This window comes from Roseovarius sp. (genome assembly GCF_040223625.1).
Taxonomy (GTDB): domain Bacteria; phylum Pseudomonadota; class Alphaproteobacteria; order Rhodobacterales; family Rhodobacteraceae; genus Roseovarius.
Map to the genome: position 1 here is coordinate 1 of NZ_JAVKFX010000032.1, position 15,884 is coordinate 15,884.

The 15,884-nt window shown below is 64.9% G+C and carries 12 protein-coding genes and 1 tRNA gene; all 13 read left to right on the forward strand.

From position 1 onward, the window contains the following. A partial coding sequence (locus tag RLN94_RS09015; RefSeq protein WP_502949478.1) for an EF-Tu C-terminal domain-related protein occupies positions 1–253 on the forward strand: 253 nt, incomplete at its 5' end. A gap of 256 nt (positions 254–509) precedes the next feature. Next, on the forward strand, positions 510–1,169 hold the full coding sequence (locus RLN94_RS09020; RefSeq protein ID WP_350123725.1) for a CatB-related O-acetyltransferase: 660 nt from the start codon (positions 510–512) through the stop codon (positions 1,167–1,169). Between the two features lie 88 nt (positions 1,170–1,257). Then, positions 1,258–1,333 (forward strand) — tRNA-Trp (locus RLN94_RS09025). A 347-nt stretch (positions 1,334–1,680) separates the two neighbouring features. Continuing rightward, the gene (locus tag RLN94_RS09030; RefSeq protein ID WP_350123722.1) at positions 1,681–2,367 is read left to right on the forward strand and encodes a hypothetical protein; all 687 of its coding nucleotides are present in this window, start codon (positions 1,681–1,683) and stop codon (positions 2,365–2,367) included. 136 nt (positions 2,368–2,503) lie between these two features. Further along, positions 2,504–2,701 carry a preprotein translocase subunit SecE gene (secE, locus tag RLN94_RS09035; RefSeq protein WP_057816445.1) on the forward strand — a complete coding sequence of 66 codons (198 nt, stop codon included), beginning with the start codon at positions 2,504–2,506 and terminating at the stop codon, positions 2,699–2,701. Between the two features lie 188 nt (positions 2,702–2,889). Continuing rightward, on the forward strand, positions 2,890–3,423 hold the full coding sequence (gene nusG, locus RLN94_RS09040) for a transcription termination/antitermination protein NusG (protein ID WP_300896468.1): 534 nt from the start codon (positions 2,890–2,892) through the stop codon (positions 3,421–3,423). 134 nt (positions 3,424–3,557) lie between these two features. Next, entirely contained in the window at positions 3,558–3,983 is a 426-nt protein-coding gene (gene rplK, locus RLN94_RS09045; RefSeq protein WP_350158542.1) for a 50S ribosomal protein L11, read from the forward strand. 1 nt (position 3,984) lies between these two features. Next, positions 3,985–4,692 (forward strand): 50S ribosomal protein L1, encoded by a 708-nt coding sequence (rplA, locus tag RLN94_RS09050; protein ID WP_350158541.1) that lies wholly within the window; start codon positions 3,985–3,987, stop codon positions 4,690–4,692. Positions 4,693–4,940: 248 nt separating this feature from the next. Further along, positions 4,941–5,459 (forward strand): 50S ribosomal protein L10, encoded by a 519-nt coding sequence (gene rplJ, locus RLN94_RS09055; protein WP_300896465.1) that lies wholly within the window; start codon positions 4,941–4,943, stop codon positions 5,457–5,459. A gap of 78 nt (positions 5,460–5,537) precedes the next feature. Then, complete coding sequence (gene rplL, locus RLN94_RS09060; RefSeq protein ID WP_350130851.1) at positions 5,538–5,921, forward strand: 50S ribosomal protein L7/L12; 384 nt, start codon at positions 5,538–5,540, stop codon at positions 5,919–5,921. A 146-nt stretch (positions 5,922–6,067) separates the two neighbouring features. Then, positions 6,068–7,150 (forward strand): glycosyltransferase, encoded by a 1,083-nt coding sequence (locus tag RLN94_RS09065; protein WP_350130852.1) that lies wholly within the window; start codon positions 6,068–6,070, stop codon positions 7,148–7,150. Positions 7,151–7,381: 231 nt separating this feature from the next. Beyond that, entirely contained in the window at positions 7,382–11,518 is a 4,137-nt protein-coding gene (gene rpoB, locus RLN94_RS09070; protein ID WP_350168839.1) for a DNA-directed RNA polymerase subunit beta, read from the forward strand. Between the two features lie 102 nt (positions 11,519–11,620). Continuing rightward, the gene (gene rpoC, locus RLN94_RS09075) at positions 11,621–15,865 is read left to right on the forward strand and encodes a DNA-directed RNA polymerase subunit beta' (RefSeq protein ID WP_350158539.1); all 4,245 of its coding nucleotides are present in this window, start codon (positions 11,621–11,623) and stop codon (positions 15,863–15,865) included. Positions 15,866–15,884 lie beyond the last annotated feature (19 nt).

Genomic DNA, 15,884 nt, shown 5'->3' on the forward strand with positions numbered 1-15,884 from the left:
CCTGACCAAGGATGAAGGCGGCCGTCACACGCCGTTCTTCGCCAACTACCGCCCGCAGTTCTACTTCCGGACGACGGACGTGACCGGCACCGTGACCCTGCCCGAGGGCACCGAGATGGTCATGCCCGGCGACAACCTGAAGTTCGGTGTCGAGCTGATCGCGCCGATCGCCATGGAAGACGGCCTCCGCTTCGCCATCCGCGAAGGCGGCCGCACCGTGGGCTCCGGCGTCGTGTCGAAGATCATCGAGTGATCGAAGAGCACTCGATGGTCCCGAGACGCGCCACGCAGGCGGTGTCGAAGATCATCGAGTAAAGGGCAACACCGCCCCGTCCCGGGCCTGACCCGGGACCTCTCGCAGACATCACGAAGGGCCGCCCCGGCAGGGCGGCCCTTTCCTTTTCGCCGCCCCCCTGCTATCAGCCCCCACGCAGCCAATGGAGGGAAAAGTGGACCAAGCCGCCTGATCGCCTAACCCGACCCCGGACCGATCATACGCGAGGCTTGCCATGCACCGCCCCTTTCCCGGCGCCGATACGCGCCATCCGCTGACCCTTCCCGACGGCCGTGTCCACACCGGCACCGTCTTTCTGAAAAACGCCATCGACCATCCGCGCATCGAGGTGGGCGACTACACATATGCCAGCGCCCACGTCCCGCCCGAGGACTGGGCGGTGCGCCTGGCGCCCTACCTCTACCCCGGTTCGCCCGAGCGGCTGCAGATCGGCCGCTTCTGCCAGATCGCAGACGGGGTCACCTTCATCACCGCCTCGGCCAATCACCGGCGCGACGGGTTCTCGACCTTTCCCTTCGCCGTCTTCGATGGCGGGTTCGAGGCGGGCCGCCCCTCGCTGCCGCAGGCAGTCGATCCCGACACCGTGATCGGCCATGACGTCTGGCTGGGGCAGGGGGTGCGCATCCTGCCCGGCGCCCGGCTTGGCCACGGTGTCATCGCCGGGGCGGGGGCCGTGGTGGCGGGCCATGTCCCGCCCTACACGCTGGTCGCCGGAAACCCGGCAAGGCCCGTGCGCACCCGCTTCGACGCCGCCACCATCGCCCGCCTGCTCGACATCGCCTGGTGGGACTGGCCGATCGACCGCATCCTCGCCCACGAGGCGGCGATCTGCGGGGCCGACCTTGCGGCGCTCGAGCGCGCGGCGGCCGGCTAACCCGCTTCCGCCCGGATTCTCCGCCTCTTCTGCCGAAATCGGGCTTGAACTTTCGCAGGCGTTGCCGTATCCGGGGCTTCGCTTGCGAAGGGGTATAGCTCAGCTGGTAGAGCGACGGTCTCCAAAACCGTAGGTCGCGGGTTCGAGCCCTGCTGCCCCTGCCATTCCTCCCGACATTCCGGAACCGTCAGCTTCACCGCCCTTGGCGGGCGTTTCGGCGTGCGCGCACCCGCGTGGCGGGATTTCGATTCGCCGCGAATCGACACCTCGCCCGCCTCCGCGAATTCCGCCCTGTTCCGGCTTCGGAAACAGTCTTTTCCCAGCGAAATCAGTGTTGCCGGAATTGCGGCTGAAAAAGGGCCGAAATGGGGCGTGACACAATTCAGGCCACATTCCGCCACATTTGCGCCATAATTGGACCACAGAAAAACCCCCGTTCCCGGCACCGCCCACTTGGGCATCGGAACCGGGGCAGGCGTGGGGGCGTCTGACATGTTGAACGAGTGCTGCCATGACCAAGTTTGTTGTCCTTTCAAAGACGAACCCGCACCTGCCCCATGATTCCGTCGAGCTGCAAAGCCCGCCGCCCGAAGACGCGCTGAACGACGACGTCGCCCAGAAGAACGCCGAGCGCTACATCAGCCAGCTCATGCTGGGCGAGCGCGGTCAACGCCCCGACGGCCCGGCAACCGACACCGCCGAAACCGCGCAGAAGGCGCCGCAGGCGAAGGGCGCGAAGGCCCTCCCGCCGCTCGAGGCGCAGGAAGAGCTCGACGAGGAGCAGCGCCTCCGCGCCGCCTTCTCCGCCGACGAGGACGAGGAGGTCGAAGAACCCCGCGCCAGCCTCCTCTCCCGTCTCCGCGCCCGCCACGTGGGCATCGCGGCCCTGGTGCTCACCGCCTTCTTCTGGCCGGTCCTCCTCGGCGCCGCCGTCCTCGTCATGGCATGGTTCGCCGTCCTCGCCATCCTCTCGCTGCGCTACCTCGTGACCGCCGGCCACTGGCACCGCTTCGCCCGTCGGCGCCCGAAGACCGCCGAACGCCTGCGCCGCGCCATCGACCGGGCCGCGCTGCGTCTCGACACCGTGCTCGACTACCTGCCCGACAGCCTGGCCGAAAGCCTCGCGCTGCCCGACATGTCGCAGCCGGTCGCCAAGACCCGCCCCGCCGCCCGCCACGGCGGCATGCGCACCTCCTGATCCCTCCCCGACGGCATGCCTCTCCATGCCACACCCGCCCGGTTTCCCGGGCGGGTGTTTTCTCCACCCTTGAATTCGCGCGGGGCTGCGCGTATGTCCGCCCGCAACGCGCATTCAGCTACAGGCATATCCGCACATGGCAATGACCAATCCGCTTCAGTTCATCCAGCAGGTCCGCTCGGAAGTCGCAAAGGTCGTCTGGCCCACCCGGCGCGAGGTGTTCCTGACCACGGTCATGGTCTTCATCATGGCCACCCTGACCGCGATTTTCTTCGCCCTGGTCGACCTGCTGATCCGCACCGGGCTGACGGGTGTCCTGGGCTTCTTCGGCTGAGCCTCAGAAATTCACCCCCTTGCCCTTGATTTCAAGGCGGTTTGGGGGTAGGCCAGCCGACACTCCGATACATGGCGCGCGGCGATTCGTGTTGCGCGCCGCTTTTTGTTTCGGGGACTTCGGGCCAAGGGCCTGAAAACACGAATATATCCGGCATCGCGCCGGGCTTGACAGGACTTGGTTGAACGATGGCAAAACGGTGGTACTCGGTTAGCGTTCTCTCGAATTTCGAGAAGAAGATTGCCGAGCAGATCAGACAATCCGTTGCCGAGCAAAGCCTCGAGGACGAGATCGACGAGGTTCTCGTGCCGACCGAGGAAGTGATCGAGGTGCGCCGCGGCAAGAAGGTGACGGCCGAGCGCCGGTTCATGCCGGGCTACGTGCTGGTCCACATGGAAATGTCGGACAAGGGCTATCACCTGATCAACTCGATCAACCGCGTCACCGGGTTCCTCGGTCCCCAGGGCCGCCCGATGCCGATGCGCGACGCCGAGGTGAACGCCATCCTGAACCGCGTCCAGGAAGGCGAGGAAGCCCCGCGCACCCTCATCTCCTTCGAGGTGGGCGAGAAGGTGAAGGTCAACGACGGCCCGTTCGAGGATTTCGACGGCATGGTCGAGGAAGTCGACGACGACAACCAGCGCCTCAAGGTGATGGTGTCGATCTTCGGCCGGGAAACCCCGGTCGAGCTGGAGTACACGCAGGTCACCAAGCAAGGCTGACCGCGCCCGAAATGCCCGGGTCTCCCGGGATGCCGAAGTGGAAGGCGAGCGCATCGCGATGCGCGGACCGGACCACACAACAAAGATCCCGCAGGGGCGCGCCCCCGGGAAGTTGGAAGTAAAGGAGAGGCCTCATGGCCAAGAAACTCGCAGGCACGATGAAGCTGCAAGTGCCCGCAGGTCAGGCGAACCCGTCCCCGCCCGTGGGTCCGGCGCTTGGTCAGCGCGGTATCAACATCATGGAATTCTGCAAGGCGTTCAACGCCAAGACGCAGGAGATGGAACCGGGCGCGCCGTGCCCGACCGTCATCACCTACTATCAGGACAAGTCCTTTGAAATGGACATCAAGACGCCGCCGGCGTCCTATTACCTGAAGAAGGCCGCCAAGCTGAAATCCGGCGCCAAGACGCCGGGCCGCGAGTCCGTCGCGACCGTGTCGCCGAAACAGCTGCGCGAAATCGCCGAGGCCAAGTGGAAGGACCTCAACGCAAACGACGTCGAAGCCGCGATGAAGATCATCGCCGGTTCCGCACGGTCCATGGGCATCGAGGTGAAGTAAGATGGCAAAGCTCGGAAAACGCACCCGCGCCGCCCGCGAGGCCTTTGAAGGCAAGATGAACGTGACCGTCGAAGAGGCCGTCGCGCTGGTCAAGAACAACGCCAAGGCCAAGTTCGACGAAACCGTCGAGATCGCGCTGAACCTCGGCGTCGACACCCGCCACGCCGACCAGATGGTCCGCGGCGTCGTCGGCCTGCCCAACGGCACCGGCAAGGACGTTCGCGTCGCCGTCTTCGCCCGCGGCCCCAAGGCCGAGGAGGCCGAGAAGGCCGGTGCCGACATCGTCGGCGCAGAGGACCTGATGGAAACCGTGCAGTCGGGCAAGATCGACTTCGACCGCTGCATCGCCACGCCGGACATGATGCCGATCGTCGGCCGCCTGGGTAAGATCCTCGGCCCGCGCAACCTGATGCCGAACCCCAAGGTCGGCACGGTGACGATGGACGTGGCTGACGCCGTCAAGGCCGCCAAGGGCGGCGAGGTGCAGTTCAAGGCCGTCAAGGGCGGGATCGTCCATGCCGGCATCGGCAAGGCCTCCTTCGACGAGGCGAAGCTGGTCGAGAACGTGCGCGCCTTCGTGACCGCAGTGAACCGCGCCAAGCCGGCCGGCGCCAAGGGCACCTACATGAAGAAGATCTCGCTCACCTCGACCATGGGGCCGGGCGTTTCGATCGACGTGGGCGACGCGGCCAGCCTGGCCGACGCCTGAGAATTTGCCTCCGGTCTCTAGGGGCCGGGGCGAATGGCGGGGCCGCCACGGTGGCCTCGTCCTGTCCGAGATGGAGGGTTGGGCATCCGCCCAATAATTCCTTCCTGAGATGGGGAACGAGTTGAGATTCCATGCGAAGGCCCTGCCTTCGGGTGATCTTGGTCTCGGGACCCTGAAATTGGACCCGAACGGCGGGGCAACCCGCCAGAACTGAGCCGGGGGGCAACCCCCAAATTTGGAGTGAAACTGTGGATAGAGCCCAGAAAGAGAAAGTGGTCGAGGAACTCGGCCAGATCTTCGAAAGCTCTGGCGTCGTAGTGGTGGCCCACTACGCGGGTCTCACGGTTGCAGAAATGCAGGATCTTCGCGCCCGCGCCCGCGCGGCCGAAGCATCCGTTCGCGTTGCCAAGAACAGGCTCGCCAAGATCGCCCTTGAGGGCAAGCCGTGCGAAAGCATTGCCGATTACCTCACGGGCATGACCGTGCTCACCTTCTCGGAAGACCCTGTGGCAGCAGCCAAGGTCGCCGAGGACTTCGCCAAGGATAACAAGAACTACGAGATCCTTGGCGGGGCAATGGGTTCGGATCCCCTGGACCGGGCCGGTGTCGAAGCCGTGTCGAAGATGCCCTCGCGCGACGAGCTTATCGCTCAGATCGCAAGCTGCATCGGCGCACCCGCTTCGAACATTGCCGGGGCCATTGGCGCACCTGCCTCGAACATCGCGAGCATCCTTTCGACCATCGAAGAGAAGGCCGAAGCTGCATAAGCGCAACTGGAACATCCCGCGTGTGGGGCAATCGCCCGACGTTGGAACACAAACTTGGAAAACGGAAAGAGCTGTAAAATGGCTGATCTGAAGAAACTCGCCGAAGAGATCGTTGGTCTGACGCTTCTCGAGGCACAAGAACTGAAAACCATCCTGAAAGACGAGTACGGCATCGAGCCCGCCGCTGGCGGCGCCGTCATGATGGCCGGCCCGGCCGGCGGCGACGCCGGTGGCGACGCTGGTGAAGAGCAAACCGAATTCGACGTGATCCTGAAGTCCGCTGGCGCTTCCAAGATCAACGTCATCAAGGAGGTTCGCGCAATCACCGGTCTTGGCCTGAAAGAAGCCAAGGAACTGGTCGAAGCCGGTGGCAAGGCCGTCAAGGAACAGGTTTCCAAAGACGAAGCAGAAGACCTCAAGAGCAAGCTGGAAGCAGCTGGCGCAGAAGTCGAGCTCAAGTGATCAGGCCCGGCGGTGCGACGGATCACGCCGCGCCGCCGGTTCCCGGTTCATCTGCAAAGGCACGCCCCCCGCGGCGTGCCTTTGTGCATTGAAAGGGCAGGGGACACGCCCCCGCCTCCATGTAACCTCAGGCCGATCCGCCCCGCATGACCGCCCGCCGCACATATCTCTTCCCGCTGCCCGAGGTGGCCAAGCCGGTCGGCGGCGTGAACGTGCTGCTGCAGATCATCGAGGTGCTGCGCCGCGCCGGCTATGACGCCGCCCCGCTCTACGCCTCGCCCGGCTATGCCTACCGCTTCTGGCCCTACACCGGCGACGCCTTCCACGACCCCGCGCTCGCCTCGCTGGCCAACCCATTCGAACGCCGCCTGACCCGCCTGAAGCAGAAGCTCTCCGGCCTGCTGCCCCGCAGCGGCGCCAACCCCCTCCGCCGCCCCGGCCCGGGCGATGTCATCGTCGCCCCCGAATTCTGCCTGACCGAAATCGCCCGCGTCTATCCCGACAACCGCCTCGTGCTGGCCGTGCAGAACGGCTTCGGCCTGCTGCTGGCCCGCCACTGGGACAAGACCGGCGATGTCATGGGCAAGGTCGATGCCGCCTTCTCCATCTCCGAGGCCTGCCACGCCGCCCTCCGCCACGCCTATCCCGGCCCGGCCGAGCGCATCACCCTGCCGGTCGACCAGCCCGGCCTCGACTATACCGAGGCCAAGCAGCGCCGCATCGCCTACATGCCCCGCAAGCGTCCCGAACAGGCCTGTTTCGTCGCCGACACGCTGGCCGCCCTGCCCGAACTCAAGCGGTGGGAGCTGACGCCGATCGACGGCCTGCCCCCCGGCCAGGTCGCCGCCGCCCTGCGCGAGGCGCTCATCTTCCTCTCCTTCTCGGAGCAGGAGGGCTTCGGCCTGCCCCCGGCCGAGGCGATGAAGGCCGGCTGCATCACCATCGGCTATGCCGGCATCGGCGGAGAGGAATTCTTCGACGCCACCACCGGCATCAAGGTGCCCGACGCCGACTTTGCCGCCCTGATCGACGCCACCCGCGACACCGTCGCCGAGTACGACCGCGACCCGGCCCGCCTTGATTCGCTCCGGCGCGCCGCCTCGGCCGTGATTGCCAGGAAATATTCCCGCAGCGCCTTCGAAACCACCGTCAAATCCGCCTGGGCCGGCCTCGACGCCGCCCTCGGCCCCGCTGAAAACCCGAAGGGAAGCAAGGTAAACCATACGTGAGCGAGAAACCGCCCTTGACGCCCTTGCGGTCCGAACAAATATGATGCTACGAGATCACCTCACTTAACGCATCTTGCCAAACCTGTACGTGCGCAGGTTTGGCTAGGTGCGTTTCGATGTCCGAGCGTTCAGCCTGGCACGCTGCACAGGAATGGGACACCGAACCGCCTGAACAGTCACTTCGCCGGTTGCCGCCCCGCGAAGTGGCGTGAGTACAAGGACAGCGCCCTTATGCCCGCGAGCTATCTCGGCCAGAAACGTCTCCGCAAATATTATGGCAAAATCCGCGAAGTGCTGGAGATGCCGAACCTCATCGAGGTTCAGAAATCCTCCTACGACCTTTTCCTGAACTCCGGCGATCAGCCCGACCCGCAGGATGGCGAAGGCATCAAGGGGGTCTTCCAGTCGGTCTTCCCGATCAAGGATTTCAACGAAACCAGCGTGCTGGAATTCGTCAGCTACGAGCTGGAAAAACCCAAGTACGACGTCGATGAATGCATGCAGCGCGACATGACCTACAGCGCCCCGCTGAAGGTCACCCTGCGCCTGATCGTGTTCGATCTCGACGAGGATACCGGCGCCCGCTCGGTCAAGGACATCAAGGAACAGGATGTCTTCATGGGGGACATGCCGCTCATGACCCCGAACGGCACCTTCGTCGTCAACGGCACCGAGCGCGTGATCGTCTCCCAGATGCACCGCTCGCCCGGCGTGTTCTTCGACCACGACAAGGGCAAGACCCATTCCTCGGGCAAGCTGCTCTTCGCCTGCCGGATCATTCCCTATCGCGGCTCCTGGCTCGACTTCGAATTCGACGCCAAGGATATCGTCTTCGCGCGGATCGACCGTCGCCGCAAACTGCCGGTGACCACCCTGCTCTATGCCCTCGGGCTGGACCAGGAAGACATCATGAACGCGTATTACGATACGGTCGACTACAAGCTGAAAAAGAAGAAGGGCTGGGTCACCAAGTTCTTCCCCAACCGCGTGCGCGGCACCCGGCCGACCTATGACCTGATCGACGCCGCCACGGGCGAGGTGATCGCCGAAGCCGGCAAGAAGATCACGCCCCGCGCCGTCAAGAAGTTGATCGACGACGGCAACGTGAAAGAGCTGCTCGTGCCCTTCGAGCAGATCGCCGGGCGTTTCGTCGCCCGTGACATCATCAACGAGGAAACCGGCGCGATCTATGTCGAGGCCGGCGACGAGCTGACGATCACCCGCGACAAGGACGGCGAAATCACCGGCGGCACGGTGATGGACCTGATCGAGGCGGGCGTCACGGATATCCCCGTGCTCGACATCGACAACATCAATGTCGGTCCGTACATGCGCAACACCATGGCGCAGGACAAGAACATGAACCGCGAAACCGCGCTCATGGATATCTACCGCGTCATGCGCCCGGGCGAGCCGCCGACGGAAGAGGCCGCCTCGGCCCTCTTCGACACGCTGTTCTTCGACAGCGAGCGCTATGACCTGTCTGCGGTCGGCCGCGTGAAGATGAACATGCGCCTCAACCTCGAAAAGCCCGACACCCAGCGCACGCTGGACCGCAGCGATATCGTCGCATGCGTCAAGGCTCTGGTCGAACTGCGCGACGGCAAGGGCGACATCGACGACATCGACCACCTCGGCAACCGCCGGGTGCGCTCGGTCGGCGAGTTGATGGAGAACCAGTACCGCGTCGGCCTCCTCCGCATGGAACGCGCCATCAAGGAGCGTATGTCCTCGGTCGAGATCGACACTGTCATGCCGCAGGACCTGATCAACGCCAAGCCGGCGGCGGCCGCGGTGCGTGAATTCTTCGGCTCCTCGCAGTTGTCGCAGTTCATGGACCAGACCAACCCGCTGTCCGAGGTCACCCACAAGCGGCGCCTCTCGGCGCTCGGGCCGGGCGGCCTGACGCGCGAACGCGCGGGCTTCGAGGTGCGCGACGTTCACCCGACCCACTATGGCCGGATGTGCCCGATCGAGACGCCGGAAGGCCCGAACATCGGCCTGATCAACAGCCTCGCCACCTTCGCCCGCGTGAACAAGTACGGCTTCATCGAGACGCCCTACCGCCGCGTGAAGGACGGGCAGGTCACCGACGACGTGACCTACATGTCCGCCACCGAGGAAATGCGCCACACCGTGGCCCAGGCCAACGCGACGCTCGACGACAACGGCAAGTTCGTCAACGAGATGGTCAACACCCGCCAGTCGGGCGAATACATGCTGGCCCCGGTCGAGCATGTCGACCTGATCGACGTCTCGCCCAAACAGCTGGTCTCGGTCGCGGCCTCGCTCATTCCGTTCCTGGAAAATGACGACGCCAACCGCGCGCTGATGGGCTCGAACATGCAACGTCAGGCCGTGCCGACGCTCCGGTCCGAGGCCCCGCTCGTGGGCACCGGCATCGAAGGCGTCGTTGCGCGCGACTCGGGTGCATCCGTGCTCGCCCGCCGCGCCGGCGTGATCGACCAGGTCGATGCCCAGCGGATCGTGATCCGCGCCACCGAGGATCTCGAAATCGGCGATCCCGGCGTGGATATCTACCGCATGCGCAAGTTCCAGCGCTCGAACCAGAACACCTGTATCAATCAGCAGCCGCTGGTGAAGGTGGGCGACACCGTGGGCAAGGGCGAGGTCATCGCCGACGGCCCGTCGACCGACCTGGGCGAACTGGCACTCGGCAAGAACGTGGTCACGGCCTTCATGCCGTGGAACGGCTACAACTTCGAAGACTCGATCCTGATCTCGGAACGCATCGCCCGCGATGACGTGTTCACGTCGATCCACATCGAGGAATTCGAGGTCGCCGCCCGCGACACCAAGCTCGGACCGGAAGAGATCACCCGCGACATCCCCAACGTCGGCGAGGAAGCCCTGCGCAACCTCGACGAGGCGGGCATCGTCTATATCGGCGCCGACGTACAGCCGGGCGACATTCTCGTGGGCAAGATCACCCCGAAAGGCGAAAGCCCGATGACGCCGGAAGAGAAACTCCTCCGCGCCATCTTCGGCGAAAAGGCCAGCGACGTGCGCGACACCTCGCTGCGCGTGAAGCCGGGCGACTACGGCACCGTGGTCGAGGTCCGCGTCTTCAACCGCCACGGGGTCGAGAAGGACGAGCGCGCGCTGCAGATCGAGCGGGAAGAGGTCGAACGCCTTGCCCGTGACCGCGACGACGAGCTCGCCATTCTCGAGCGCAACATCTACGCGCGTCTGAAGGACCACATTCTCGGCAAGGTCGCCGTGAAAGGCCCGAAAGGCGTCAAGGCCAACTCGGAAATCACCGAGGAGCTGCTGGAAACGCTCTCGCGCGGCCAGTGGTGGCAGCTTGCGCTGAAGGAAGAGAAAGACGCCCAGATCGTCGAGGCCCTGAACGAGCAGTACGAGGCGCAGAAACGCACCCTCGACGCCCGTTTCGAGGACAAGGTCGAGAAGGTCCGCCGCGGCGACGACCTGCCGCCGGGCGTGATGACGATGGTCAAGGTCTTCATCGCCGTGAAGCGCAAGCTTCAGCCGGGCGACAAGATGGCCGGCCGTCACGGCAACAAGGGCGTCATCTCCAAGGTGGTCCCGATGGAGGACATGCCGTTCCTTCAGGATGGCACCCCGGTCGACTTCTGCCTCAACCCGCTCGGCGTGCCGTCGCGGATGAACGTCGGGCAGATCCTCGAAACCCACATGGGCTGGGCGGCCCGCGGCCTCGGCATCAAGATCGACGAGGCGCTGCAGGAATACCGCCGCTCGGGCGACCTGACCCCGGTCCGCGAGGCGATGAAGATCGCCTATGGCGACGATGTCTACGAAGAAGGCATCGCGCCCATGTCCGAGGAAGGGCTGGTGGAAGCCGCCGGCAACGTCACCCGTGGCGTGCCGATCGCGACCCCGGTCTTCGACGGTGCGAAAGAGCCTGACGTGAACGACGCGCTGAAACGCGCGGGCTTCGACGAAAGCGGCCAGTCCATCCTGTATGACGGCCGCACCGGCGAACAGTTCAGCCGCAAGGTGACCGTCGGCGTCAAGTACCTGCTCAAGCTGCACCACCTTGTCGACGACAAGATCCACGCACGTTCCACCGGGCCGTACAGCCTCGTCACCCAGCAGCCGCTGGGCGGCAAGGCCCAGTTCGGCGGCCAGCGCTTCGGCGAGATGGAGGTCTGGGCACTCGAAGCCTACGGCGCGGACTACACCCTGCAGGATATGCTGACGGTGAAATCCGACGACGTGGCCGGCCGGACCAAGGTCTATGAGAGCATCGTCAAGGGCGAGGACAATTTCGAGGCCGGCGTGCCCGAAAGCTTCAACGTGCTGGTGAAGGAAGTCCGCGGCCTCGGCCTCAACATGGAACTCCTGGACGAGGAGGAAGACGAGTAACGGCGCTCGTCGGTGAGTTAGGCCCACCCTGCGATCCGTAGGGTGGGTGCCAACCCACCACCGCCGAACGGCTTCCCCCTTACCCGATCAAAGGATTTGAACATGAACCAGGAACTCACGAACAACCCGTTCAACCCTGCGGCCCCCGCCAAGGTGTTCGACGAAATCAAGGTCTCCCTCGCCAGCCCGGAACGCATCCTCAGCTGGTCCTACGGCGAGATCAAGAAGCCCGAAACCATCAACTACCGCACGTTCAAGCCCGAGCGTGACGGCCTGTTCTGCGCGCGCATCTTCGGCCCGATCAAGGACTACGAATGCCTGTGCGGCAAGTACAAGCGGATGAAGTACCGCGGCGTCGTCTGCGAGAAATGCGGCGTCGAGGTCACGCTCCAGAAGGTCCGGCGCGAGCGCATGGGCCATATCGAGCTGGCCGCGCCCTGCGCCCATATCTGGTTCCTGAAATCGCTGCCGTCGCGCATCGGCCTCATGCTCGACATGACCCTGCGTGACCTCGAGCGCGTGCTCTACTTCGAGAACTACGTCGTGATCGAGCCGGGCCTCACCGACTTGACCTACGGCCAGATGCTCACCGAAGAAGAGTTCATGGACGCCCAGGACGCTTACGGCATGGATGCCTTCACCGCCAATATCGGCGCCGAGGCGATCCGCGAGATGCTGCAGAACATCGACCTCGAATCCGAGGCCGAGCAGCTCCGCGCCGACCTGGCCGAGGCCACCGGCGAACTCAAGCCCAAGAAGATCATCAAGCGCCTGAAGGTCGTCGAGTCCTTCCTCGAATCCGGCAACCGCCCGGAATGGATGGTCATGACCGTGATCCCGGTGATCCCGCCGGAACTGCGCCCGCTCGTCCCGCTGGACGGCGGCCGCTTCGCCACGTCCGACCTCAACGACCTCTACCGCCGCGTGATCAACCGGAACAACCGCCTCAAGCGGCTGATCGAACTGCGCGCGCCCGACATCATCGTCCGCAACGAAAAGCGGATGCTGCAGGAATCGGTCGACGCGCTCTTCGACAACGGCCGCCGCGGCCGGGTCATCACCGGCGCCAACAAGCGCCCGCTCAAGTCGCTCTCCGACATGCTCAAGGGCAAGCAGGGCCGCTTCCGCCAGAACCTTCTCGGCAAGCGGGTCGACTTCTCGGGCCGCTCGGTCATCGTGACCGGCCCGGAACTCAAGCTGCACCAGTGTGGCCTGCCCAAGAAGATGGCGCTCGAGCTGTTCAAGCCGTTCATCTACTCGCGGCTCGAAGCCAAGGGCATGTCCTCGACCGTCAAGCAGGCCAAGAAACTCGTCGAGAAAGAGCGCCCCGAAGTCTGGGACATCCTCGACGAGGTGATCCGGGAGCACCCGGTCCTCCTGAACCGCGCGCCGACGCTTCACCGCCTCGGCATCCAGGCGTTCGAGCCGATCCTCATCGAGGGCAAGGCGATCCAGCTTCACCCGCTCGTCTGCTCGGCCTTCAACGCCGACTTCGACGGTGACCAGATGGCCGTGCACGTGCCCCTCTCGCTGGAAGCCCAGCTCGAGGCGCGCGTCCTGATGATGTCGACCAACAACGTCCTGTCGCCCGCCAACGGCGCCCCGATCATCGTGCCGTCGCAGGACATGGTCCTCGGCCTCTACTACACCTCGATCATGCGCGAAGGCATGAAGGGCGAAGGCATGGTCTTCTCCTCCATCGACGAGGTGCAGCACGCGCTCGACTCGGGCGAGGTGCACCTGCACGCCAAGGTCACCGCGCGTCTTCCCCAGATCGACGAGGAAGGCAACGAGGTGGTTCAACGGTTCGAAACCACCCCGGGCCGCGTCCGCATCGGCGGGCTCCTGCCGCTCAACGCCAAGGCGCCCTTCGAGCTGGTCAACCGCCTCCTCCGCAAGAAAGAGGTGCAGCAGGTCATCGACACCGTCTACCGCTACTGCGGCCAGAAGGAGAGCGTGATCTTCTGCGACCAGATCATGTCGATGGGCTTCAAGGAAGCCTTCCGCGCCGGCATTTCCTTCGGCAAGGACGACATGGTCATCCCCGACACCAAGTGGACGATCGTCGAGGAGACCCGCGAACTCGTGAAGGGCTTCGAGCAACAGTACATGGACGGCCTGATCACCCAGGGCGAAAAGTACAACAAGGTTGTCGACGCCTGGTCGAAGTGCAACGACCAGGTGACCGAGGCGATGATGGGCACCATCTCGGCCGAGATCACCGACGAGAGCGGCGCCGTGCAGGAACCCAACAGCGTCTACATGATGGCGCACTCGGGCGCGCGGGGCTCGGTCACGCAGATGAAACAGCTGGGCGGCATGCGCGGCCTGATGGCCAAGCCGAACGGCGACATCATCGAGACGCCGATCATCTCGAACTTCAAGGAAGGCCTCACCGTGCTGGAGTACTTCAACTCCACCCACGGCGCCCGTAAGGGTCTGTCGGACACGGCACTCAAGACCGCCAACTCCGGCTACCTGACCCGCCGTCTCGTCGACGTCGCGCAGGACTGCATCGTGCGTCAGCACGATTGCGGCACCGAACGCGCGATCACCGCCGAGGCCGCCGTCAATGACGGCGAGGTGGTGGCGTCGCTGGCCGAGCGCGTGCTGGGCCGTGTCGCGGCCGAGGATATCGTCGACCCGGCATCGGGCGAGGTGGTCGTCGCCAACGGCCAGCTCATCGACGAGCGCCTCTCCGACGCGATCGACCAGGCTGCCGTGCAAACCGCGCGGATCCGCAGCCCGCTGACCTGCGAGGCCGATGACGGTGTCTGCGCCATGTGCTACGGCCGTGACCTCGCCCGCGGCACCATGGTCAACACCGGCGAAGCGGTCGGCATCATCGCCGCCCAGTCGATCGGCGAACCCGGCACCCAGCTGACGATGCGGACCTTCCACATCGGCGGCGTCGCGCAGGGTGGCCAGCAGTCGTTCCTCGAAGCCAGCCAGGAAGGCACGATCGAGTACGAGGGCGCCCAGACGCTCGAGAACTCGTCGGGCGAAACCCTGGTCATGGGCCGCAACATGAAACTGCGGATCATGGGCGAGAACGGCGCCGAGCTGGCCAGCCACAAGATCGGCTACGGCTCCAAGCTGTTCCTCAAGGAAGGCGACAAGGTCAAGCGCGGCGACAAGCTGTTCGAGTGGGATCCCTACACCCTGCCGATCCTTGCCGAGAAGAGCGGTACGGCCCGGTTCGTCGACCTCACCACCGGTGTCTCGGTGCGCGAGGTGACCGACGACGCCACCGGCATGACCCAGCGGATCGTGTCCGACTGGCGTGCCGCCCCCCGCGGGAACGAGCTGAAGCCGGAAATCCTGATCGCCGACGCCGATGGCGAGCCGGTGCGCAACGATGCCGGTCACCCAGTCACCTACCCGATGTCGGTCGACGCCATCCTGTCGATCGAAGACGGGCAGGATGTCAGCGCCGGCGACGTGGTCGCCCGGATCCCGCGCGAAGGCGCCAAGACCAAGGACATCACCGGCGGTCTGCCGCGTGTGGCCGAACTCTTCGAGGCACGCCGCCCGAAGGATCACGCCATCATCGCGGAAATCGACGGCTACGTTCGCTATGGCCGCGACTACAAGAACAAGCGCCGGATCAGCATCGAACCGGCCGACGAGTCGCTGGAGCCGGTCGAGTACATGGTGCCCAAGGGCAAGCACATCCCCGTTCAGGAAGGGGATTACGTGCAGAAGGGCGACTACATCATGGACGGCAACCCCGCACCCCACGACATCCTGTCGATCATGGGGGTCGAGGCTCTGGCCGATTACATGATCAACGAGGTGCAGGAGGTCTATCGTCTGCAGGGCGTGAAGATCAACGACAAGCACATCGAGGTCGTCGTCCGCCAGATGCTCCAGAAGTGGGAGATCCTCGACAGCGGGGAAACCACGCTTCTCAAGGGCGAGCATGTGGACAAGGCCGAGTTCGACGCGGCCAACCAGAAGGCGCTCGACAAGGGCAAGCGCCCGGCACAGGGCGAGCCGATCCTTCTCGGGATCACCAAGGCCTCGCTGCAGACCCGGTCGTTCATCTCGGCGGCGTCGTTCCAGGAAACCACGCGCGTGCTGACCGAAGCCTCGGTCCAAGGCAAGCGTGACAAGCTGGTTGGCCTCAAGGAAAACGTCATCGTCGGCCGCCTCATCCCGGCCGGCACTGGTGGCGCGACCCTCAAGGTCCGCTCGATCGCCCAGGGCCGCGACAACGTGGTCATCGAGGCCCGCCGCGAGGAGGCCGAAGCGGCCGCCGCGCTGGCGGCCCCGGATGCCAACGACGTGGTCGGCGGCGACGAGTTCGACAACTTCGTCGAAACGCCGGAAAGCCGCGAAGACTGAGCATCGCTCGGATGGAAAC